The organism is Candidatus Arsenophonus nilaparvatae (assembly GCF_045346035.1).
GTDB classification, from domain to species: domain Bacteria; phylum Pseudomonadota; class Gammaproteobacteria; order Enterobacterales; family Enterobacteriaceae; genus Arsenophonus; species Arsenophonus nilaparvatae.
The window spans coordinates 755,444-779,860 of sequence record NZ_CP158507.1 but is presented as its reverse complement, the minus strand read 5'-3'; the positions used below and the strand labels follow the sequence as shown (position 1 = coordinate 779,860).

General features: G+C 39.4%; 19 protein-coding genes and 2 pseudogenes. 19 read left to right on the top strand and 2 right to left on the bottom strand.

The features are described 5' to 3' along the window. The first annotated feature begins 7 nt into the window (after positions 1–7). The 6 genes and pseudogenes from purL to glnB all read left to right on the top strand — a co-directional run bounded on the left by purL (position 8) and on the right by glnB (position 10,390). Positions 8–3,898: pseudogene (purL, locus tag WH390_RS03770) on the top strand (phosphoribosylformylglycinamidine synthase). An 867-nt stretch (positions 3,899–4,765) separates the two neighbouring features. Next, positions 4,766–6,205 (top strand): HAMP domain-containing sensor histidine kinase, encoded by a 1,440-nt coding sequence (locus WH390_RS03765; RefSeq protein ID WP_032114760.1) that lies wholly within the window; start codon positions 4,766–4,768, stop codon positions 6,203–6,205. Next, positions 6,205–7,050 (top strand): two-component system QseEF-associated lipoprotein QseG, encoded by an 846-nt coding sequence (qseG, locus tag WH390_RS03760; RefSeq protein ID WP_052044809.1) that lies wholly within the window; start codon positions 6,205–6,207, stop codon positions 7,048–7,050. Before WH390_RS03765 ends, qseG begins: the two co-directional genes overlap by 1 nt. Beyond that, the gene (gene glrR / locus WH390_RS03755; RefSeq protein WP_032114759.1) at positions 7,047–8,384 is read left to right on the top strand and encodes a two-component system response regulator GlrR; all 1,338 of its coding nucleotides are present in this window, start codon (positions 7,047–7,049) and stop codon (positions 8,382–8,384) included. The genes qseG and glrR overlap by 4 nt, the downstream gene beginning before the upstream one ends. A gap of 29 nt (positions 8,385–8,413) precedes the next feature. Continuing rightward, positions 8,414–10,036 (top strand): NAD+ synthase, encoded by a 1,623-nt coding sequence (locus WH390_RS03750; RefSeq protein WP_032114758.1) that lies wholly within the window; start codon positions 8,414–8,416, stop codon positions 10,034–10,036. A gap of 15 nt (positions 10,037–10,051) precedes the next feature. Then, positions 10,052–10,390, top strand: coding sequence for a nitrogen regulatory protein P-II (glnB, locus tag WH390_RS03745; RefSeq protein ID WP_032114757.1), 339 nt, complete (start codon positions 10,052–10,054; stop codon positions 10,388–10,390). Between the two features lie 109 nt (positions 10,391–10,499). Here glnB and hmpA read toward each other — a convergent pair. After that, a pseudogene (hmpA, locus tag WH390_RS03740) lies at positions 10,500–11,707 on the bottom strand (NO-inducible flavohemoprotein). Positions 11,708–11,995: 288 nt separating this feature from the next. Here hmpA and glyA point away from each other — a divergent pair. Together glyA and WH390_RS03730 are read left to right on the top strand one after the other, a co-directional pair. Then, positions 11,996–13,249 carry a serine hydroxymethyltransferase gene (gene glyA, locus WH390_RS03735; RefSeq protein ID WP_032114756.1) on the top strand — a complete coding sequence of 418 codons (1,254 nt, stop codon included), beginning with the start codon at positions 11,996–11,998 and terminating at the stop codon, positions 13,247–13,249. Positions 13,250–13,338: 89 nt separating this feature from the next. After that, on the top strand, positions 13,339–14,505 hold the full coding sequence (locus WH390_RS03730) for a 3-phenylpropionate MFS transporter (RefSeq protein ID WP_032114755.1): 1,167 nt from the start codon (positions 13,339–13,341) through the stop codon (positions 14,503–14,505). A 340-nt stretch (positions 14,506–14,845) separates the two neighbouring features. On the opposite strand, the gene suhB is transcribed toward WH390_RS03730, so the two are convergent. After that, a complete protein-coding gene (suhB, locus tag WH390_RS03725) occupies positions 14,846–15,649 on the bottom strand; it encodes an inositol-1-monophosphatase (RefSeq protein ID WP_032114754.1) in 804 nt (267 codons plus the stop codon). Positions 15,650–15,774: 125 nt separating this feature from the next. Between suhB and trmJ the strand changes: the two genes are divergently transcribed. The 11 genes from trmJ to WH390_RS03670 all read left to right on the top strand — a co-directional run bounded on the left by trmJ (position 15,775) and on the right by WH390_RS03670 (position 24,242). After that, on the top strand, positions 15,775–16,503 hold the full coding sequence (trmJ, locus tag WH390_RS03720; protein WP_032114753.1) for a tRNA (cytosine(32)/uridine(32)-2'-O)-methyltransferase TrmJ: 729 nt from the start codon (positions 15,775–15,777) through the stop codon (positions 16,501–16,503). Between the two features lie 87 nt (positions 16,504–16,590). Then, a complete protein-coding gene (gene iscR, locus WH390_RS03715; RefSeq protein ID WP_032114752.1) occupies positions 16,591–17,085 on the top strand; it encodes a Fe-S cluster assembly transcriptional regulator IscR in 495 nt (164 codons plus the stop codon). Between the two features lie 81 nt (positions 17,086–17,166). Then, on the top strand, positions 17,167–18,381 hold the full coding sequence (locus tag WH390_RS03710; protein ID WP_032114751.1) for an IscS subfamily cysteine desulfurase: 1,215 nt from the start codon (positions 17,167–17,169) through the stop codon (positions 18,379–18,381). A gap of 24 nt (positions 18,382–18,405) precedes the next feature. Then, positions 18,406–18,792, top strand: coding sequence for a Fe-S cluster assembly scaffold IscU (iscU, locus tag WH390_RS03705; protein WP_032114750.1), 387 nt, complete (start codon positions 18,406–18,408; stop codon positions 18,790–18,792). Positions 18,793–18,883: 91 nt separating this feature from the next. Then, on the top strand, positions 18,884–19,207 hold the full coding sequence (gene iscA, locus WH390_RS03700) for an iron-sulfur cluster assembly protein IscA (protein ID WP_032114749.1): 324 nt from the start codon (positions 18,884–18,886) through the stop codon (positions 19,205–19,207). Between the two features lie 92 nt (positions 19,208–19,299). Continuing rightward, on the top strand, positions 19,300–19,821 hold the full coding sequence (hscB, locus tag WH390_RS03695) for a co-chaperone HscB (RefSeq protein WP_032114748.1): 522 nt from the start codon (positions 19,300–19,302) through the stop codon (positions 19,819–19,821). A 10-nt stretch (positions 19,822–19,831) separates the two neighbouring features. Next, positions 19,832–21,685, top strand: coding sequence for a Fe-S protein assembly chaperone HscA (gene hscA, locus WH390_RS03690; protein WP_032114747.1), 1,854 nt, complete (start codon positions 19,832–19,834; stop codon positions 21,683–21,685). A gap of 2 nt (positions 21,686–21,687) precedes the next feature. Continuing rightward, positions 21,688–22,023, top strand: coding sequence for an ISC system 2Fe-2S type ferredoxin (fdx, locus tag WH390_RS03685; RefSeq protein WP_032114746.1), 336 nt, complete (start codon positions 21,688–21,690; stop codon positions 22,021–22,023). Between the two features lie 28 nt (positions 22,024–22,051). After that, on the top strand, positions 22,052–22,252 hold the full coding sequence (gene iscX, locus WH390_RS03680; RefSeq protein ID WP_032114745.1) for a Fe-S cluster assembly protein IscX: 201 nt from the start codon (positions 22,052–22,054) through the stop codon (positions 22,250–22,252). Between the two features lie 167 nt (positions 22,253–22,419). Next, entirely contained in the window at positions 22,420–23,715 is a 1,296-nt protein-coding gene (gene pepB / locus WH390_RS03675; RefSeq protein WP_032114744.1) for an aminopeptidase PepB, read from the top strand. A 92-nt stretch (positions 23,716–23,807) separates the two neighbouring features. Beyond that, complete coding sequence (locus WH390_RS03670) at positions 23,808–24,242, top strand: enhanced serine sensitivity protein SseB C-terminal domain-containing protein (protein ID WP_052044808.1); 435 nt, start codon at positions 23,808–23,810, stop codon at positions 24,240–24,242. Positions 24,243–24,417 lie beyond the last annotated feature (175 nt).

Genomic DNA, 24,417 nt, shown 5'->3' with positions numbered 1-24,417 from the left:
TATTACTATGGAAATTCTGCGTGGCTCACCCGCTTTATCGACATTTCGCATTACTAAGCTTCTTTCCCTATGCCAGCAGCAGCAACTACCGGTTACTGACATTTATGCTGAATATGTACACTTTGCTGAACTTGGTGCGCCATTAAATCAGGATGATCGACAAAAATTAAGTCAATTGCTTTATTATGGTCCTTCATTAACTGAGCAACAGCCTGCTGGCCAGTTACTCTTGGTTACTCCTCGACCAGGCACTATTTCACCCTGGTCTTCAAAGGCAACGGATATTGCTCATAACTGTGGATTACAGCAGGTTATCCGGCTTGAGCGTGGAATTGCTTATTATATTATTTATTCCTCGCCATTGGATATATCACAATTGGATGATTTATCTGTCATTTTGCATGATCGGATGGTTGAAACTGTTTGGACTTCTTTCGAGCAAGCAGAATCACTCTTTATGCACCATAAGCCGGCACCGATGGTGACGATAGAAATATTAAAAAACGGTCGACGTGCACTTGAATTGGCAAATATTGAATTAGGGTTAGCGTTAGCTACAGATGAAATTGATTATTTAATGGATGCCTTCCAAACATTAGAACGGGATCCAACGGATGTTGAACTCTATATGTTTGCGTAAGCTAATTCAGAACATTGTCGGCATAAAATATTTAATGCCAGTTGGGTTATTGATGGTAAATCACAACCTAATTCTTTGTTTAGTATGATAAAAAATACTTATCAACAAACGCCAGATTATATTTTATCAGCTTATAAAGATAACGCTGCCGTAATGGAAGGATCGAATATTGGGCGTTTTTTTCCTGATCCAGTAACCGGCAAGTATGATTATCATCATGAAAATGCTCATATTTTGATGAAAGTAGAGACCCATAACCACCCAACAGCTATTTCTCCTTGGCCTGGTGCTGCCACCGGTTCAGGTGGAGAAATACGTGATGAAGGGGCAACAGGGCGTGGTGCAAAGCCTAAAGCCGGTTTAGTTGGATTTGCTGTTTCTAACTTACGTATTCCAGGTTTTAAACAACCATGGGAACAAAATTTTGGCAAACCACAGCGTATTGTTAGTGCGCTTAATATTATGCTTGATGGGCCATTGGGTGGCGCCGCTTTTAATAATGAATTTGGCCGACCCGCTTTATTAGGTTATTTTCGTACTTATGAAGAGCTAGTGAATAGTCATAATGGAGCAGAATTACGTGGTTACCACAAACCGATTATGCTAGCAGGTGGTATAGGTAATATTCGGGCAGAACATATTAAAAAGGGCAATATTCCAGTTGGCGCTAAATTAATCGTATTAGGTGGCCCATCGATGAATATTGGGCTGGGAGGTGGCGCAGCTTCATCGATGACTTCAGGGCAGTCTGATATTGATCTTGATTTCGCTTCGGTGCAACGTGATAACCCTGAAATGGAGCGTCGTTGTCAAGAGGTTATTGATCGGTGCTGGCAGTTGGGAACTGATAATCCGATCCTCTTTATTCATGATGTTGGCGCTGGTGGCCTTTCTAATGCTATGCCTGAGTTAGTGAATGATGCTGATCGAGGCGGAATATTTGAACTACGTCAAATATTGAATGATGAACCAGGCATGGATCCTCGTGAGATTTGGTGCAATGAGTCTCAAGAGCGCTATGTATTAGCTGTTTTACCTGAACAACTTCCCCTATTTGAGTCTATCTGTCGTCGAGAACGCGCGCCATATGCTGTTGTTGGTGAAGCGACGGAAAATCGCGATCTTGTTCTTAATGATAGTTATTTTACTAACCAGCCTATTTGCATGCCGCTAGATATTTTGTTAGGTAAAACGCCTAAAATGCTACGTGATGTTAGTTCTCAATTTGCTGCCGGTAAGCCGATTAATCGAGAAATGATAACCTTAACCGAAGCAGTTAAACGGGTATTACATTTGCCAGTAGTAGCAGAGAAAACTTTTCTGATCACAATTGGTGATCGCAGTGTTACCGGAATGGTGGCCCGCGATCAAATGGTTGGCCCTTGGCAGATCCCGGTTGCTGATTGTGCGGTCACGACAGCTAGTTTAGAAAATTATTATGGCGAAGCTATGTCTATCGGTGAGCGCTCACCCATTGCGCTATTGGACTATGCGGCATCTAGTCGGATGGCGGTTGGAGAAGCGTTGACCAATATCGCTGCTACTTATGTTCAGGACTTAAAACGGGTGAAGCTTTCCGCTAATTGGATGGTAGCAGCGGGGCATCCTGGTGAAGATGCCGGTTTGTATCAAGCGGTGAAGGCTATTGGAGAAGAGCTATGTCCGGCATTAGGTTTAACCATCCCAGTTGGTAAAGATTCGATGTCAATGAAGACCACCTGGCATGATGGCGAACAGATTTGTGAAATGACGGCGCCGCTTTCTGTGGTTATTACCGCTTTTTCCCGGGTTGAGGATGTTCGTCTGACGGTTACACCTGAACTGAAAAGTGATCAAAATAATGCATTATTATTAATTGATCTCGGGCAAGGTCATAATGCATTGGGAGGTTCAGCACTTGCACAGGTATATCGGCAAATAGGTGATCATGCCCCGGATGTCCGTGATGCTAAATTATTAACCGGTTTCTTTAATGCAATTCAGGCGCTTATAAAAGAACAAAAATTATTAGCTTACCATGATCGTTCCGATGGTGGCCTATTTGTAACATTAGCAGAAATGGCATTTGCCGGTCATTGTGGGTTAGATATTGATATCGGTCATTATGATAAAGATATTCTTGCTGCTTTATTCAGCGAAGAATTAGGGGCAGTCATTCAGGTCAAGCAAGCGGATAGGGAAATGGTGGAAGCATGTTTGGCCGAGCATGGATTGGCTGGGTGTGTACAGTATCTTGGTACAGCAATTAAAAACGATATTGTTACTATCAATAGTCACGGTAGAGAAATTTATCGTGAAAAACGTAGCCAATTGCGTTTATGGTGGGCTGAGACTACCTGGCAAATGCAACGTTTACGTGATAATCCTGCGTGTGCAGATCAAGAACATCAGGCTAAACAAGATCTGACAGATCCTGGATTGAATGTAAAAATAAACTTTGATCCAGCAGATGATATTGCAGCGCCTTATATTATGACAACCCCGTCACCTAAAGTGGCTGTTTTACGTGAACAGGGTGTCAATTCTCATGTTGAAATGGCGGCCGCATTTCACCGTGCAGGTTTTACTGCCATTGATGTGCATATGAGTGATTTGTTAGCAGGCAGGGTAACACTCACTGATTTTCAGCTATTAGTTGCCTGTGGCGGCTTTTCTTATGGTGATGTATTGGGGGCGGGAGAAGGCTGGGCAAAATCAATTTTATTCAATTCACGCGTACGTGACGAATTTGCAGGCTTTTTTACCCGTTCTGATACTTTATCATTAGGCATATGTAATGGCTGTCAAATGATGTCTAATCTCAATCAGTTGATTCCAGGTGCTGAACATTGGCCACGATTTGTACGTAATCGTTCAGAACGCTTTGAAGCGCGTTTTAGTTTGGTCAAAGTGATGGAAAGTCCTTCACTATTTTTACAAGATATGGCTGATTGTCAGCTACCAATAGTGGTATCTCATGGTGAAGGTCAAGTTGAAATGCGAGACATTGCGCATCTTGACCAGTTGGAAAAAAATCATTTAGTTGCGCTACGTTTTGTTGATAATTATGGTCAGGTTACTCAACAGTATCCAGCAAATCCAAATGGATCGATTAATGGTATTACTGCAGTGACCAGCTTAGATGGGCGGGCGACTATCATGATGCCCCATCCGGAGCGAGTATTTCGTACAGTTACCCATTCATGGCATCCGCCAGAATGGGGCGAAGATAGCCCCTGGATGCGTATTTTTCGTAATGCGCGGCGGCAGCTGGGTTGATATTGATATAAATATTTTTCCCTATGGCTAATTAAAGTGATAAAAACTTGGTTAGTTATAGGAGATAAAATGTAGTTTTTGTGCGGTTGATTGAAAATAAGTAAAAATAAATTTCATTATGAGCTAAATTTAGCTGAAATTTGATGTTGATTATTATTAAAATTATTTAAATTTGCTTATTAAATCTTATAACTGTCGTCAATTAGCTAAGTGATAAAAATAAGTTGTCTCTAATTGGAGACATTTAATTGTATGATTTTTTGTTAATATTTTATTCACTTAATGAAATGTCGCTAATAGGCGACATTTTTATTAAAAATCATGGCATTAAATTTGATGAAAAACCATTTTAAATGCTTAATAAATTTATTTTATATTAAATTTCAATAAGTTAATAAAATTTTTAAAAGTTGGCATATAAGGTGCATACTATATTGGGTAGTCGCTCATTCAACTTTTTATGTTGGTCCCAATATAGAGGGATGCACACCACATAAGCCAGGAATGATGCCAAAAGTCAGGTGCCTACCGTCCAGCAGCATGATATTTGCTTATAAACAAGCTTTATCAAACATCGGGCGACACGTGGAGTGAGGCACCATCTATTAAAAATTCTCTGCTCTCCTCGCCAATATCGGTGGGGCGCAGTGAATTATTTAATAAAGTATTTATTGCTGCTTAAGCACATGAATATTATTTACTCTCCTTGCCTTATTCCCTTATTAATTAAAATGTTACCCTCGATTTTGGTGATTAAAAGACTGTTTTTCACATAATAATCAAATTAGAAATTTTTTATTAAATCGGCAGGCAAATTCACTATCGAATATAAGTTCTGTTACCATAATAGTATGAATAGGTAATGAGATGATTTCTTTGAATAAGTGGCATTCTTTTCCGCGTTCACTACGCCAACTGGTGGTGATGGCTTTTTTATTGGTTCTTTTGCCATTATTAATATTGGCATACCAGGCCTATCAAAGTTTAGATCAATTGAGTAATCAAGCGGCTGATATCAACCGAACCACTTTGCTTGATGCTAGGCGCAGTGAAATCATGACGAGTACTGCGCTTGAAATGGAGCGTAGCTATCGTCAATACTGTGTGTTAAACGATCAAACTTTTGCTGCTCTATATAAGAAAAAACGGCAAGAATATAGTGAGATGCTAGCTCGCCAAATGACTATTTTGCCTGATAAAAACCAAATCACGACTATTCAAACTTTACTGGAAGATCTCTCCGATTTAAAATGCGAAAATAACTCACCTATCCCAGCAATGGCGGCGGCACTTGAACGTTTTTCGGTTACCAACAATCAGTTAGTACAATTAACACGTGATGTTGTATTTGGACGAGGTACGCAATTGCAGAATGCAATTGCTGAAAAAGGTCAATATTTTGGTTGGCAAACGCTAATTGTGTTTTTATTGAGTGTATTATTAGTTGTGTTGTTTACTAGAATGATTATTGGTCCGGTTAAAGCTATTGAGCGTATGATTAATCATCTTGGGGCAGGAGGAACACTTTTCACCAGACTTGAACGTTTTAAGGGCCCTAGTGAGTTACGTTCATTAGCTCAGCGTATTGTTTGGTTAAGTGAGCGACTGAGCTGGTTGGAATCACAACGGCATGAATTTTTACGTCATATTTCTCATGAATTAAAGACACCTTTAGCCAGTATGCGTGAAGGGGCTGAACTATTAGCTGATGAAGTAGCAGGGCCTTTGACTTTAGATCAACGAGAGGTTGTCGCTATTTTGGATAATAGTAGTAAACATTTGCAACAACTCATTGAGCAATTATTAGACTATAATCGTCAGTTAGCCGATGGGCCAGCACTGATTCAGCAAATTGATTTAACCAAGTTAGTGGCAAATGTCGTTTCCTCAAATAATCTAACGGCTAGAGCTAAAAATATTCAAACTGAAATTGAGTTAAATATTACTCATTGTTGTGCAGAGCCAACTTTTTTGGCAAGAGTGATCGATAATCTCTATTCTAATGCAGTGCACTACGGTTCTGAATCGGGTAAGATCTGGATAATAAGCAATGAAACTGATGATAAACTCCAAATCGATATCGCTAATACAGGAACACCCATCCCAGAATCTGAACAAAATATGATTTATGAACCTTTTTTTCAAGGATCTTTATTGCGTAAAGGGGCAGTAAAAGGGAGCGGGTTAGGATTAAGCATTGCCCAAGATTGTATTAAAAGAATGAATGGTCAATTGTTGCTTATTGATTGTCAGTTTGCTGATGTCTGTTTTCGTATTGAGCTACCACTAACCACAGAGTATGAATAATGCCAAATTGGTCTAATTACAACACCCTAATAGCCGCAGGGATAATGCGGAAAACATGGCATATTGCATTTGCGAAGCTAAGTTGTGGGGGATTTTTTTCCACTAAATGGAAAGTAAAGTTAACAACACTTCTTTTACCTTTTTTATTAATAGCTTGTAGTAAATATCACCATCCAGTACCACTGGATATGATAAATGAATCTATACCAATAGAAGAACGTATAACAGATTATCGCTATGTTACTTGTGAAAAAATATGGAATATAGATAGTGAGAATGCTTCAGATAATCCGCTTTACTGGTTGAGAATTGTTGACTGTGCTAATCGATTGAATAAAGAGCAAGCGGCTTTGATGGCTAAAACGATTCAGTTAATTAATTGGCAAAATGTTTTTCGACATAGTATTTTATTCGATGTCGCAGAGCCAACCGTCACTGCCCGGCGTAAAGTGATTGATAATTTGAATAGTTATAGTTTGCAGTTCCCTTCACCTATTCGCCCACTGTTAGAATTATGGCGTGAAAAGCAAATTCAGATTGTTAATGTTGAAGAAGCAAATGCTAAATATTTACGTTTACAACAAGAGAGCGATAATAAACTAGATCGTTTAGCTGAACAAAACGCTCATCTAACCTATGAATTAAATATTGTCTCACGTAAGTTGGAAAATCTGACCGATATTGAACGGCAACTTTCTTCACGCAAACAGCAGGAACAAGCGGTTTCAAGTGGAAAAATGGATAAAAGCAGTACCAATTCAACAGCAAATAGCGCAGAGCCGAAAACAACAGATGTTATTAAAGAGTCTCATCAGGTTGATAAAAGCGGAGAAAATCCCCAATGACAGTGCATAAATCAGCCAATCTATTATTGGTAGATGATGATCCCGGTCTATTGAAATTATTGGGTATGCGTTTGACTAGTGAAGGATTTAAGGTGGTTACCGCAGAAAATGGTGTGGATGCCTTGAAAATTCTAGCAAAAGATAAAATTGATCTGGTTATCAGTGATTTGCGTATGGATGAAATGGATGGCATGGCACTTTTTGCGGAGATACAGAAACAGCAACCAGGCATGCCGGTCATTATTTTAACAGCGCATGGTTCAATCCCTGAAGCGGTAGCGGCAACACAAAGAGGGGTATCGAGTTTTCTCACTAAGCCAGTTGATCGTGATGCTCTCTATAAAGCGATTGGTGAAGCCTTGGCTATGTCAATTTCCGTTTCTGATGAAAATTGGAGTGAGGAAATTGTCACTCGTAGCCCGATAATGCTTCGTTTATTAGAACAGGCACGTATGGTGGCGCAATCTGATGTTAGTGTATTAATAAATGGGCAAAGTGGTACTGGTAAAGAAGTGTTGGCACGAGCAATTCATCGTGCTAGTCCTAGAGCTAAAAAACCCTTTATTGCAATTAACTGTGGGGCTTTACCTGAGCAGCTTTTAGAATCGGAGCTGTTTGGTCATGCCAAGGGCGCTTTTACCGGTGCGGTTACACATCGTGAAGGTCTATTTCTCGCTGCGCAAGGTGGGACACTATTTCTCGATGAAATTGGTGATATGCCTTTGTCTCTTCAAGTGAAACTATTGCGGGTTTTACAAGAACGTAAAGTGCGGCCTTTAGGCAGTAACCGTGATTTGGATATTGATGTTCGAATTATTTCAGCGACCCATCGTGATTTACCAAAGGCAATGGAAAAAAATGAATTTCGGGAAGATCTCTATTACCGTTTGAATGTGATAAATATCAAAATTCCTACCCTTAATGAGCGTTCGGAGGATATCCCTTTATTAGCAAATCATTTGTTAAGGGAATCAATAAAGCGTCATAAACCTTTTGTGCGTAGCCTATCGAGGGATGCAATGAAATGCTTAATGGCGGCAAGTTGGCCGGGTAATGTAAGGCAATTAGTGAATGTTATTGAGCAGTGTGTTGCATTAACAACCGCGCCGGTTATTAGTGAAGCATTAGTCATTCAGGCGCTGCAAGGCGAGAATACTGCATTACCTACTTTTGTTGAGGCTCGCAATCAATTTGAGCTTAATTATTTGCGTAAATTGTTACAAATGACAAAAGGTAATGTTACCCATGCCGCGCGTATGGCAGGTCGAAACCGAACGGAGTTTTATAAGTTATTAGCCAGGCATAAACTGGATGCTAATGATTTTAAAGAATAATTTTTATTATGTCTGGAGAATGAAATTTTATGAACCGAACGCTGAATATTGCACTAGCACAATTAAATTGGCTGGTAGGTGATATTGAAGGCAACTGTGAACGCATGTTGCAGGAAGCTAAGGCTCAACAACTACAGGGTGCAGATCTTATTCTGTTTTCGGAATTAGCTTTAACTGGCTATCCGCCCGAGGATTTACTTTTTCGGCCGGATTTTTATCAACGCTGTGGCAAACAGCTTAATCGTCTGAAAGACGCTAGTCAAAATATCGCCATTGTTGTTGGTCATCCATGCTGGCAAAACGAAAAATATTATAATGCATTGTCATTTTTCTGGCAGGGGCAGTTAGTGGCGCAATATTTTAAGCAACAATTGCCTAATTATGGTGTTTTTGATGAAAAGCGTTATTTTCATTCAGCTAACGAAACTTGTGTAATGCCTTTTAAAGGTTACAAGTTAGGTTTTTTAATTTGTGAAGATGTCTGGTTTGATGAGCCAGTTGATGCAATTAAAGCTCAAGGCGCTGATGTCCTTATTATCATTAATGCTTCACCTTACAATCGTGAAAAGCCGCATATTCGTTCGACATTATTAAAATCACACTGCCAAAGAACCCAATTACCAATTGTCTATTTAAACCAGGTTGGTGGACAAGATGAGCTCATCTTTGATGGCGGCTCAAAAGTATTCAATGGCAAGGGTGAGATAACGCATTATTTAGCGCAGTTTGCTGAGCAAGTTCTCCAATGTAAATTTAATGATGATGAACCACTGCCAGTGGCTAATTCAGCAAAAACTTTATCACCGATAGCCCAGGTTTATGAAGCATTAGTCATGGCAACCCGTGACTATATTAATAAAAATGGATTCTCTGGCGTTATTTTGGGATTATCAGGCGGAATTGATTCAGCTTTAACCTTGGCTATTGCAGTAGATGCTTTAGGTAAAGATAAAGTTCAGGCAGTAATGATGCCTTTCAAATATACCGCTGAAATGAGTATCCATGATGCCAAAGAGCAGGCAGCATTGTTAGATATTGAATTTGCGATAATATCTATTGAAGCTATGTATGATGCATTTATGGCAGGTTTGTCACCATTATTTATCGGCATGGCGCCCGACACAACCGAAGAGAATTTGCAGGCTCGCTGTCGGGCTATCATTCTGATGGCAATATCGAATAAGCGTGGCCGTTTAGTGTTAACGACCAGTAACAAAAGTGAGTCCGCCGTTGGTTATACCACTCTTTATGGTGATATGGCCGGCGGGTTTGCGGTGCTTAAAGATGTACCAAAGATGTTAGTATTTGAGCTAGCAAAGTATCGAAATACGATTTCACCAATCATCCCTCAGCGCGTGATCGAACGGCAGCCTTCTGCTGAGCTAGCGCCAGGGCAGCTCGATCAGGATAATTTACCCCCTTATCCTGTATTGGATGCGATCCTGGAAGGTTATGTTGAACAGGATAAATCGGTCAGTGAATTAGTTGCGGCTGGATTTGATGAAGTAACAGTTCGTAAAGTGATCAAATTAGTTGATATTAATGAATATAAACGGCGTCAGGCACCGATAGGTCCGCGCGTTACAATGCGAAATTTCAATAAGGATAGGCGTTACCCAATTACTTCGGCTTTTGGTCGTAAAAACTGGTGATAATAGGATAATTTGATGAAAAAAATTGATGCAATTATCAAACCTTTCAAGTTGGATGATGTAAGAGAAGCTTTAGCAGATGTCGGCATAACCGGAATGACAGTGACGGAAGTAAAAGGGTTTGGCCGTCAAAAAGGTCATACAGAACTTTATCGTGGTGCAGAATATATGGTTGATTTTTTGCCTAAAGTAAAAATTGAAATTGTTGTTCCGGACGATATTGTTGACAGTTGTATTGAAACGATAATACAGACGGCACAAACGGGAAAAATTGGTGATGGCAAAATTTTTGTTTATGATATTGCTCATGTGATCCGTATTCGAACTGGCGAGCAGGATGAAGCGGCTATTTGATTTTAAAGGGTAACAGATGGTTGAAAGTTACAAAGGAGTTGATATGGAATCTGTAACTTTTTGTTCCACCTGTTACCACTTACCCTGGTTTTAGTGAGGGTTTTAATTATTATTGTTCATTTCCCTCAATAACTTTATGTGGTCCAAAACACTCATAGTGGATGTGACTGGTATTTACACCCATGGCGAGCAACTGTTTGGCAATAAATTGCATAAAGTTGACTGGGCCACAGAAGTAATAATGCATATTTTTAAGATTAAGCTGCTCTTTTACTTTTACAGCTCCATTAACCCTTGGTATTGGTACTGTTTTTGTGGCCTGTCTTGCTCTCGTGGATTGTTATACCAAACGGCACTGAAGCCATGAGTAAAATCGGTTAATTTATTTTTTACTTCATTAGCAAAGGCGTGATGTCCACCATGCTCTGTCGCGTGTAGCCAATTCAGTGGTGCTTTATGTTGTTGCTGATGTAACTTTTCCAACATACTTATCATCGGCGTTAAGCCGACACCGGCTGAAATTAGTGTTACTGGTGTATCGGCATTAACGGCGAGAAAAAAATCACCGCAGGGTGGTGCCAGTTTGACGATGTCACCTTCTTTTATCTCATTATGAAGATAGTTTGACACACTTCCTTTTTCTTCACGTTTTACAGCGATACAATAACTTTTGCCATTAGGTGCATTGGTTAATGAATATTGCCGAATTTGTTGATTAGTGAGTTTTTCATTATCCTGTAGGTAAATCGTTAAATATTGTCCTGGGCGGAAATCGACTACTTCATTACCATCTTCTGGAATAAATTGAAAACTGGTGATCGTTTCGCTGCGCGGGATCTTTTTAGCCACTTTGAAATGACGTAAACCTCGCCAACCTCCGATACGCTCTTCATTTGTTTGGTAGATCTGTTCTTCACGGTTAATAAAGATATCGGCTAGCACGTGAAAAGCTTTAGCCCAGGCATCAATAATTTCTTTTCCAGGCTGAAATAGCTCATCAATGGTATGCAATAGATGTTGACCAACAATCGAATAATGTTCAGGTTTTATATTCAGACTGGCATGTTTTTGGGCGATTTTTTCAATGGCAGGCAGTAAGGCTGAAACATTATCAATATTGCTGGCGGAGAGGCAAATGGCATTGAATAAAGCTTCTCTTTGTTCACCATTAATTTGATGACTCATGTTGAAAATATCTTTTAATTCAGGGTTATGTTGAAACATACGCTGATAAAAATGAGCGGTTAATTTAGGGCCGGTGGAGACAATAAGAGGAATAGTTGATTTGACGGTCGCGATAGTTTGAGTATCTATCATATAAAGTTCCTAAGTTTTGGCCAGAGTTTATAAGTTGCATTTCATATGAAACTTAAATTGTTTAATGTTAAAAGTAAATAATTAATTGTAAAACTGAGATTGAATTAGCATATTTAATTGGCAATAAAATCGCTATTGAGAAATGTTTTTATTTGATAATTCGGATGTGGCAATCGTTTGCGTAATTTTTTATTTTTGGGCTATCTCAGTGAGCTAAAAGAGTTTACACTGTGTGATATTCATTTAGTTGAATAAAGATTTAAAATGTGGCTGAGTCAGGAGAAGTAAATGTTAAAGCGCGAAATGAATATTGCAGATTATGATCAAGAACTATGGCAGGCAATGGAAAATGAAGTTAAGCGTCAGGAAGAGCATATTGAGTTAATCGCTTCAGAAAATTATACCAGTCCAAGAGTTATGCAGGCTCAAGGTTCTCAACTTACGAATAAATACGCCGAAGGATATCCTGGTAAACGTTATTATGGTGGTTGTGAATATGTTGATATTGTTGAACAACTCGCTATAGATCGAGCAAAAACTCTATTTGATGCGGATTTTGCTAATGTTCAGCCACACTCAGGTTCACAAGCTAATACCGCTGTTTATATGGCTTTATTGCAACCTGGTGATACGGTATTAGGTATGAATTTGGCACATGGTGGACATTTAACCCATGGCTCACCCGTCAATTTTTCTGGTAAGCTTTATAATATCGTTCCCTACGGTATCGATGAAGAGGGTAAAATTGATTACGACGATATAGCCACTCAGGCACAAAAACATAAACCTAAAATGATCATTGGCGGTTTTTCTGCTTATTCAGGCGTGGTTGACTGGGCTAAAATGCGTCAAATTGCAGATAGTATTGGTGCTTACTTATTTGTTGATATGGCACATGTCGCTGGCTTGATCGCTGCTGGCGTTTATCCTAACCCTGTTCCTCATGCACATGTCGTGACGACCACTACCCATAAGACTTTGGCTGGCCCTCGTGGTGGTTTGATCTTGGCTAAAGGTGGTGATGAGGCGTTTTACAAAAAACTAAATTCTGCCGTATTCCCTGGTGCTCAGGGTGGCCCATTAATGCATGTTATTGCTGGTAAAGCGGTTGCATTAAAAGAAGCGATGGAGCCTGAATTTAAAACTTATCAACAGCAAGTGGCTAAAAATGCGAAAACGATGGTGGAAGTTTTCATCAAACGTGGTTACAAGGTTGTTTCTGGTGGAACTGAAAACCATTTATTTTTATTAGATTTAGTGGATAAAGGGATCACAGGTAAAGAGGCAGATGCTGCGCTGGGTCGCGCTAATATTACCGTCAATAAAAATAGTGTACCGAATGATCCTCAGAGCCCATTTATTACTTCAGGTATTCGTATTGGTTCACCCGCCATTACTCGTCGTGGTTTTAAAGAAAAAGAATCGGCTGAATTGGCCAATTGGATATGTGATATTTTGGATAAGATTGATGATGAAAGCGTGATCCAAAATGTAAAACAAAAAGTATTGTTGATTTGCCAACAGTTTCCTGTTTATGCATAAATAAGTTAAAATTTAGTCATCCGTTTCGGCCCGTTTTAGTTGTTAACTGAAACGGGCTTTTTACATCGATAATCAAATGGGAATAAATAATGATTATTCCATCAACACGTTGGCTTGCTTTAGATTATTTCACTTATTTTTTTGCTTATGGCATTTTTTTGCCTTTTATCGCGATTTGGCTAAATGGTGAAGGACTTGAGGCTGATATAATTGGTATCTTGCTAGCCGCCGGCCTTACCGCTCGTTTTATTGGTTCTTTAATGATCGCACCGATAGTGAAGCGAGCCTATCACCTAATTACGACTTTGCGTCTATTTGCTGGTTTAACGCTGCTCTTTGCTGTTGGATTTACCGTAAGTTCACATTGGTTATGGTTATTATTTATCATGTTGGCTTTCAATCTCTTCTTTTCACCGATGATACCTTTAACCGATGCGTTAGCCGCGACTTGGCAAAAACAGTTAACATTTGATTATGGAAAATTAAGGGTTTGGGGTTCGATTGCATTTATTATTAGCGCTTCTTGGATCGGTTATTTAGCGAATAGCGGGGGACATAAAATAATTATTTACGCATTACTTGTCAGTATAATCATTATGCTGTTGACGATGTTATTACAACCTACAGTTATGCCTAAAGCCACTTATCGCCAAATAGCTAATACAACTATATCATTGAAGCAATTATTAGCCGATAACTCAGTCTGGCGTTTTTTACTGTGTATTACTTTATTACAAGCTTCTCATGCTGCCTATTATGGTTTTTCTTCAATTTATTGGCAACAAGTGGGTTATTCCGATGGTATTATTGGCCTGTTATGGTCTTTAAGTATTGTTGCTGAAGTGATTGTGTTTACCTTTAGCCATGTCCTTTTCCGTCATTGGCAGGTAAGTGGATTATTATTGTTATCAGCTAGTTGCGCGGTTGTTCGTTGGGGATTAATGGCCTATTTTACCACTTTACCAATACTGATAGTTAGCCAACTTTTACATAGTGGTACTTTTACTGTTTGTCATCTAGCGGCAATGCGTTTTATTAGTGCACGTAGCGAAGGTGAAATTATTCCGCTGCAAGCATTTTATTCGGCATTTGGACTAGGAGGTGGTTTAGCGCTAGTGACAATTGTGGTAGGTTTTGTTTATGAACATTTACCTTTTCACCATAACTGGGTATTTTGGTTAATGGTATTGATTGCCATTCCAGCACTATTTATTCGCCCGAATAAAAAAATAACATCATTAAATTCGATGGAATAGCTAAACAATTAAGTTAGAGTAGTTCATTTAATTTGAATAACAGATAAATATTAACCAACTATGCAGATAAAAATTTTTATATTAAAACTAAACAAGCTGGCCAATCATTAAAATACCCCTTAATGCCTGAAAAGGAATAGGGGTTTTATATCCAATTAAGCAATAAAGCACCGATAACAAGAGTAAATATTGAAAATATTTAGCGGGTTTATTTAACTAATTAAAGCCATGGTGAATTTTTACCATTTGCAGCCTTCACCAATTAGTAAATGACAAAGTTAAGCCATCAAGACATTATTAACTCAATATAACTTTGGCTATTGCTTTTTAAGCGCATTGTTTAGCATTTCAATGGATCGCTTAACTCGGTCTGCATTTCTAGCACCATTTTTTTCACTATCCGTGGACTGCCAGCTAGCAGATTGCCAGAGGTGAGATAATTATGTCCGCCAACGAAGTCGGTTACAATTCCACCGGCTTCACGCACCAATAGTTCTCCAGCCATAAAATCCCACGGTTTTAAGCCAATCTCAAAAAAGCCATCGACACGATCAGCAGCAACATAAGCTAAGTCCAAAGCCGCTGAACCTGTGCGGCGAAAATCGGCGCATTTTTTAAATAGTTTAGCGACAATATTAATATATGCAGCTGAATGTTGTTTCGCTTTGAAAGGAAAACCCGTGGCAATAATTGCCCCGTCTAATTCATTATTATTTTTAAGACGAAGGCGGTAACCGTTTAATTGTGCACCTTGCCCACGTACCGCAGTAAATAGCTCATTAAGCATAGGGTTATAAATAGCAGCGATTTCTGTACGGCCGTTAATACGTACTGCGATGGAGACGGCAAAATGGGGTAAGCGTTTAGTGAAATTGGTTGTGCCATCCAAAGGATCAATAACCCACTGAATATCATTTTTTTCACCAAGTATTTGACCACTCTCTTCGGTAATAATGGTATGAGTAGGATAAGATTTTTGAATGACTTCAATAATAATTTGTTCTGCTTTTTTATCAATATTGGTCACAAAATCATTTTGGCCTTTTGCCATTATTTCGATAGAGTCAGGTTTTTCATAGCTTTTAGCAATAAAGTTACCTGCTTGGCGAGCTGCCCGTATAGCAATAGTTAGCATTGGATGCATGGGTTATTTCCACTGGAATGTTAAAGAACAAGGTTTAAGCAAGTTCGGCAGTATAACAGAGATTCGTCAACATGACTATGATTGTGGTAGAATAGCCTGATTATTAACACCAAATAAAGACAATCATGCTAGAAAATATTCGCATTATTTTGGTTGAAACCTCGCATACCGGAAATATGGGATCAACTGCCCGTGCGATGAAAACGATGGGACTAACTAATTTGTACTTAGTTAATCCACTCATATTGCCGGATGCACAGGCTATTGCATTATCAGCTGGCGCCAGTGATGTTATTGGTCAAGCGACTATCGTGAAAACATTAGATCAAGCTTTGCTTGGATGCAGCTTGGTAATTGGAACGAGTGTGCGCGATCGTACGTTATCATGGCCACAGGTAACGCCTCGCAAATGTGGCGAAAAAACTGTCCGCCAGGCAATAAATTCTCCGGTGGCTATCATTTTTGGCCGCGAACGAGTTGGTTTAACAAATGAAGAACTACAGAGATGCCAATATCATCTTCATATTCCAACCAACCCTGAATATGGTTCACTCAATTTAGCAATGGCTGTTCAATTGATCAGTTATGAAATTCGTATGGCATACCTAGCAATAAATGAAAAAAAAGCCTCGGTAGATAATGAAGATAGGGTACAATATCCACCATTTGAGGATATAGAACGATTTTATAACCATCTTGAAGCAGTGCTTAATGTATCTGGATTTATCAGAAAGCGTCACCCTGGGCAAATCATGAATAAATTGCGACGTTTATTTACTCGAGCGCGTCCCGAAGTGCAGGAACTCCATATTTTGCGTGGCATTCTCACATCAATTGAAAAATGGCATAAATAATAGTTGAGTAAATTACTAGGTTAAATAGTTGACTAAAACACTCTGGAATGACACAATTTTTGTCACATTTAACTATGGGGATATATTATGAGACTCACATCTAAAGGACGCTATGCAGTAACAGCCATGCTGGATGTGGCATTGCATTCAAAGACAGGGCCTGTGCCATTGGCTGATATATCGGAACGTCAAGGCATTTCTCTTTCTTATCTTGAGCAACTTTTTTCTCGACTTCGCAAAAACGAACTGGTTTCCAGTGTTCGTGGCCCTGGCGGCGGATATCTATTAGGTCGGGAAGCGAAAAATATTTTTATCGCTCAAGTGATTTCTGCTGTTGATGAGTCTATTGATGCCACTCGTTGTCAAGGAAGAAAAGAAGGATGTCAAGGTGGAGAGCGTTGTTTGACCCATGCACTATGGCGTGATTTAAGTGACCGTATTACGGGTTTTCTTAGTAATATTAGCTTAGAAGAATTGGTCAATAATCAAGAAGTACAAGAAGTTGCTGGTCGTCAAGATAACGATAAACACCATATGAGAGCGACTCATCAATCCGAACCCATTATTAATATACGAGCATAAATTGCACGGTTCTACAAAATAGAATAATTGCAAAGTGATAAAATTTTGAGACGTTTTTCGTCTTATGGAGCTAGTGAGTTAATGAAACTACCGATTTATTTAGATTACTCGGCGACTACACCGGTTGATCCCCGTGTTGCTGAAAAAATGATCCAGTGTATGACAATGGATGGCAATTTTGGTAATCCATCATCGCGTTCTCATGGTTTTGGCTGGCGGGCTGAAGAAGCTGTTGATATTGCGCGAAATCAGATTGCTGAATTAGTCAATGCGGATCCGCGTGAAATTGTTTTTACTTCAGGAGCGACTGAATCAGATAACCTGGCAGTGAAAGGGGTTGCCAATTTCTATCAGAAAAAAGGTAAACATATCATTACCAGTAAAACCGAGCATAAAGCGGTTTTGGATACTTGCCGTCAACTTGAGCGTGAAGGTTTTGAAGTGACTTACCTTTCACCACAAAATAGTGGTCTTATTGATTTACATGAACTTGAAGCGGCTATGCGTGATGATACAATTTTGGTTTCTATCATGCATGTCAATAATGAGATTGGAATCATTCAAGATATTGCCTCTATTGGCGAACTTTGCCGCAATAGAGGAATTTTTTTTCATGTTGATGCTACCCAAGCGGTCGGTAAATTACCGATTGATTTGAGTAAACTAAAAGTTGATTTAATGTCTTTCTCAGCACATAAACTGTATGGACCAATGGGAATAGGTGCACTTTATGTGCGTCGTAAACCCCGTATTCGACTTGAAGCCCAACAACATGGCGGTGGTCATGAACGAGGCATGCGCTCAGGAACATTACCTGTCCACCAAATTGTAGGAATGGGGGAAGCTTATCGGATTGCTAAAGCAGAAATGGCGGTAGAGTCTGATAGATTAAATGCCTTACGCCAACGTTTATGGAACGGCATTAAGAATATTGAAGAAGTTTATCTTAATGGCTTCCTGGTAAATGGCGCACCTCATATTCTGAATGTCAGTTTTAACTATGTAGAAGGTGAATCATTGATGATGGCACTCAAAGATTTGGCTGTCTCATCAGGTTCCGCGTGTACATCAGCAAGCCTCGAACCTTCATATGTACTAAGGGCATTGGGAATGAATGATGAGTTAGCTCACAGCTCAATTCGTTTCTCCTTTGGTCGATTCACCACAGAAGAAGAAATCGATTATGCCATCCAGCTAATCCATAATGCGATAGGTCGGCTGCGTGATCTTTCTCCGTTATGGGAGATGTATAAGCAGGGTGTCGATCTTAATAGCATTGAATGGGCTCATCATTAATAGACGGATTAAGGAGTTTACAATATGGCATATAGTGAGAAAGTAATTGATCATTATGAAAATCCACGTAACGTAGGTTCGTTTGATAATGATGATCCAATGGTGGGCAGTGGGATGGTAGGGGCACCTGCATGCGGTGATGTCATGAAGCTTCAGATCAAAGTTAATGACGCAGGCATCATCGAAGATGCGCGTTTTAAAACTTATGGTTGTGGTTCGGCCATTGCCTCTAGTTCATTGGTAACGGAATGGATGAAAGGTAAGTCATTGGATGAAGCGGAGACTATCAAAAATACGGCTATTGCAGAGGAATTAGAGCTGCCTCCGGTTAAAATTCACTGTTCTATTTTGGCAGAAGATGCGATTAAAGCCGCTATTGCAGACTATAAAAATAAACGGCAAAGCAAATAATTAATTAATATAAAAATCCCTTTTAGGCGTGATGCTATTTTATTTTTGTTTATAGTGTCCGCCTGCACTGGTTTTGATTGAGAGGTGTTGTATGTCAATTTCTCTAACAGAAAATGCTGCAGAGCGTATTCTGACTTTCTTACATAACCGAGGAAAAGGTGAAGGATTACGTTTAGGCGTTAGGACTTCTGGCTGCTCAGGCATGGCTTATGTGCTTGAATTTGTTGATATCATTAATGAAGACGATACAGTATTTGAAGACAAAGGCGTAAAAGTTATTGTTGATGGTAAAAGCATTGTTTATCTCAATGGGACAGAATTGGATTTTGTTAAAGAAGGTCTTAATGAAGGTTTTAAGTTTAACAATCCTAACAGCAAAAATGAGTGTGGCTGCGGTGAAAGCTTTAACGTATGAGAATTTATTTATTATTTGTTAAGTCTAAAACTAAATAGACGACGTGATAAATTTTTTAACCGTCTATTTAATATTTTCAACTTAGAGCATTTATGGATTATTTTACCCTTTTCGATCTGACATTTTCATATTCTATTGATCTTGAGCAATTAACTTACCGTTATCAGGAATTACAGCGCCGGTATCATCCTGATCGCTTTGCTAACCAATCTGAAAGCGACAAAGTATCTGCACTGCAACAGGCTGCGACAATTAATGCTGCTTATCAAGCCTTAAAACACCCTTTGAAACGTGCTGAATATATGCTCACTTTATATGATATTGATATCAATAATGAGCAATATACTATGCATGATACGGCTTTTTTGGTGGAGCAGCTTGCGCTACGTGAAGAATTGGAGTGTATCGAAACCAGTGTTCAAGCAGAAGAGGCATTAGCCTTGTTTTCCTCTAGTTTAGTTAAAACAATAAAAAGCTACTTACAGGAAATGGAAAAACAACTAAATAGTGAACAGTGGATAAATGCAGCTGATACTGTTCGGAAACTTCGTTTTCTTGATAAGTTGCAGCAACAAGTTGAACAATTGGAAGAGCGCTTATTCAATCGTTTTTAGAGTAAATTTTATGGCATTATTACAAATTAGTGAGCCGGGCATGTCGTCGATGCCACATCAGCACCGTTTAGCCGCTGGTATTGATTTAGGTACCACAAATTCGTTGATTGCAACGGTTCGCAGCGGAAAAGCGGAAACACTGCCTGATCTAGCAGGATATGAATTGCTACCCTCAATAGTTAGTTATCAACCAACGGCTATTACAGTAGGTAAGCAAGCACAAGCAAAAGTAGAACAAGATCCGGCTAATACCATTATTTCAGCTAAGCGTTTATTGGGTCGCTCACTGGCTGAGATCCAGCAACGTTATCCTAATTTACCCTACCAATTGACAGCAAGTAAAAATGGCTTACCGCTGATCCAGACAGCTATAGGGCAAGTTGATCCTATTCAAGTTTCTTCTGAGATATTAAAGTCGTTGGTGCAGCGGGCAGAAGAAACATTGAATGGTAGATTAGAAGGTGTAGTGATCACTGTGCCTGCTTATTTTGATGATGCGCAACGTCAAGGAACTAAAGATGCGGCGCGGTTGGCCGGATTACAGGTATTACGTTTATTGAATGAACCCACTGCGGCTGCTATTGCCTATGGTTTAGATTCACAACAAGAGGGTATCATTGCTGTTTATGATTTGGGTGGTGGTACTTTTGATATTTCCATTCTTAGGTTACAGCGTGGCGTATTTGAAGTATTAGCAACAGGCGGAGACACGGCATTAGGAGGTGATGATTTTGATCATTTGCTGGTGGATTGGATATATCAACAAGCGGGTATTATTGATCGCCAAGATCATCGCCTACAGCGACAGATTTTAAATATAGCCAGCCAGGCTAAAATAGCATTAACGAATTGTAGCCATACTGAGATTGAAATCAATGGTTGGCGAGGGGTTTTGTCAAGGGAGCAGCTAAACACATTAATTTGGCCATTGATCAAACGCACTTTATTAACCTGTCGTCGCGCATTGAAAGATGCAGCGCTTGATATCGATGATGTTTTGCAGGTCGTCATGGTGGGTGGTTCGACGCGTGTACCGTTGGTGGTTTCTATGGTTGAAGAATTTTTTGGCCTTACACCATTAACTTCAATTGATCCGGATAAAGTTGTTGCTATTGGTGCGGCTATTCAGGCAGATATTTTAGTTGGTAATAAACCTGATAGTGAAATATTGCTACTGGATGTTACTCCTTTGTCGCTTGGCTTAGAAACCATGGGGGGCCTGGTTGAAAAAGTGATCCCACGCAATACGACACTGCCTATCGCTAAGGCACAGGAATTTACTACCTTCAAAGATGGGCAAACAGCTATGACATTTCATATTGTCCAAGGAGAACGTGAAATGGTTAATGATTGTCGTTCGTTAGCGCGTTTTACTCTACGTGGAATACCGCCACTAGCTGCCGGCGGAGCGCATATTCGGGTCGTTTTTCAAATAGATGCAGATGGATTATTGAGTGTCAGCGCAGTAGAAAAGTCAACCGGTGTTCATTCTTCGATTCAAGTTAAACCTTCATATGGTTTAACCGATGAAGAAATTGCCAATATGATCACTGATTCAATCACTAATGCTCAAGATGATATGGTAGAGCGTCGTCTTGCTGAGCAGAAAGTTGAAGCTGCTCGGGTAATAGAAAGTCTAATGGCTGCATTAAAACAAGATGCGCATTTATTGAATAAAGAAGAAAAAGCAGCAATTGATAATGCTGTAAATAAATTAGTTAACTGCACACAGGAAAGCTCCTCCCCTGTTGCGATTGAAAATGCAATTAAACAACTGGATAAGCAAACACAGGATTTTGCTGCCAGACGTATGGATATCTCTATTCGTCAGGCATTATCAGGTCATTCTGTGGACGAGATATAATAATGCCGAAAATAATTTTTTTACCGCATAAAGAGTTATGCCCTGAAGGGGCGGTTGTGGAAGTCGAGAAAGGTGAATCAATTCTTAATGCTGCCTTACGTAGTGGTATTGATATTGAACATGCTTGTGAAAAATCTTGTGCTTGTACCACATGCCACTGCATTGTTCGTGAAGGTTTTGATTCACTGGAAGAAAGTTCTGAGCTAGAGGATGACATGCTAGATAAAGCATGGGGGTTAGAGCCTGAAAGCCGCTTAAGTTGTCAGGCTATTGTGACCAACGAAGATCTGGTAATAGAAATTCCTAGATATACGATCAATCATGCCAGAGAGCATTGATCCTTATATTTAATTGCAGGAGGGGAAGGTGAGTTTAAAGTGGACTGATAGCCGTGCAATAGCAGAGGCACTCTATGATAAATATCCTAATATTGATCCGCAAACGGTTCGTTTTACCGATATGCATCAATGGATTTGCCAATTAGACGATTTTAATGACAATCCGCAAGCTTCAAATGAAAAGATCCTAGAAGCCATTCTATTAATATGGCTTGATGAGTATCAATAATGACTAATTGAAGCAATCAATTACATATAAAGCTGGGAATTGCCAGCTTTTTTATTGCTATCACTCATCGTGCAATGTATTAACTCATGATAACCTTTATGATTAATATCTTATATTTATCAATTATTCCATAAACACAATATGACAAACTAAGGTGGGAAGAGGGAATGGAAAAGCAGATCATGCAAGTCTCGCTATCTTATCAAGCAGCGGCGCCTTGTTGGGGAAAGAATGCATTAATCAGTTCTAGTGAACAAGGGATAGTCATTCATCTGAAGCCACAAGCAAAACTGTGTGCTATCCAGAGTGCTGGTCGTAGATTGGACAGTCAAGGCATTCATCATGTGCTGTTAGCAGGTGATGACTGGGACTTGGAAAAAAGTTGGGCATTTTGGCAAGGTTTCAGAGCACCTAAGGGAGCGCGTTCGATTGAATGGCCAAATTTATCTGAAAATGAAAAAAAAGAGCTACAGTATCGCATCCGAATTATTGATTGGGTACGAGATATTATTAACGCACCGGCTGAAGAATTATCGCCTGAACAGCTGGCTCAGCGTAGCGCTGATTTATTATGTGAAACAGTAAAAGATAATATTAACTACCGTATCATTCAGGGTGAAGAGTTAGCCAAACAGAAATATAGTGGAATTTATACTGTAGGACGTGGCTCAAGCCGTCCACCCGCATTACTAGTGCTGGATTATAATCCAACTGGCAATTTAAAAGCACCGGTATTTGCTTGTTTAGTAGGAAAGGGAATTACGTTTGATTCTGGTGGTTATAGCATAAAGCCATCTTCATCAATGAATTCAATGAAAGCCGATATGGGTGGAGCAGCTATGCTAACTGGAGCGTTAGCCTTAGCAATAAGCCGAGGTTTAAAACAACGAGTAAAACTTTTCCTCTGCATTGCCGATAATATGGTTAGTGGTAATGCCTTTAAATTAGGTGATATTATTCGCTACCGTAACGGCAAATCTGTTGAAATTATGAATACCGATGCGGAAGGAAGACTGGTTTTAGCAGATGGATTGATCGATGCTTGCAAAGAAAAACCAGCATTAATTATTGATGCTGCTACGTTAACTGGCGCTGCCAAAATCGCGGTAGGTAACGATTATCAATCGGTATTGAGTTTTGATGACAAATTGGTGGCTGAATTGATGTCAGCAGCAGAAATGGAGAATGAACTCTTTTGGCGATTACCTTTAGCTGAATTTCATCGCCGCCAATTACCTTCTGGATTTGCTGATCTCAATAATATTGCATCACCTTCTCATACTGCGGGCGCCAGCACCGCTGCTGCTTTCTTATCTCATTTTGTTGAAAATTATCATAAAGGGTGGTTACATATCGATTGTTCGGCGGCTTATCGTAAATCTGCTGTGAATTTATGGGCGGAAGGTGCGACTGGCATTGGCGTCAGGACGATTGCTAGTCTATTGCTAAAAAAAGCAAAATAGCGGTTATTTGGTATGATTATTTACCCAGAAATATTATTTTCCCGGGTAAATAATTAGTTAGCAAAAGAGTATTCGTTAGGAAAGAAGCTAAAATGGCAGCTGATAAAATCAATCAAACCGCGCTGATGACTACCATTACAGTGCCAGGCGGTAGTGTCATTAAATTGCGCATACCTGAAACTATGCCGCAACAATTAATCAATGTGCTATGTCAATTTTTCCAACAGCATAAAATCATACGCCGTGCTTTTTTACTGCAAGCGGAGGATGATACTGTAGTAGAAGCGTCGGTTATGCTTATTGCTTTAGAAATTAATATTGGCTATGAAAAAGAAGGGCAACTATTAATTCCACAGTTAGGAAGCATGGCGCTTGATTATCTGGAAGCTAATCAGTCAGTTGATTTTTATTTTTTGCAACCGAATAGTACAGGTATCGATCATTTTATTGTGCGCCATACGCAGCCGTTTTATCAACGTAAAATAGGGGGCTGGTTGCGCAGCACCATTGCTGTTAAAAATTGTTAAATTATGTCACCCATTATTCCCTTATTTATACCCCGCTTTTTTTATCTTTAAATTTGTTTATGCCTAAATCCTAAAGAGAATTGAGCAGATTATTGTTTGTGATCATGTCTGGTGTTTTAAGTTTTATAAAAATGTGATTTAAGCTAAAGAAATAAAAAAATTGTATAAAAAAAAT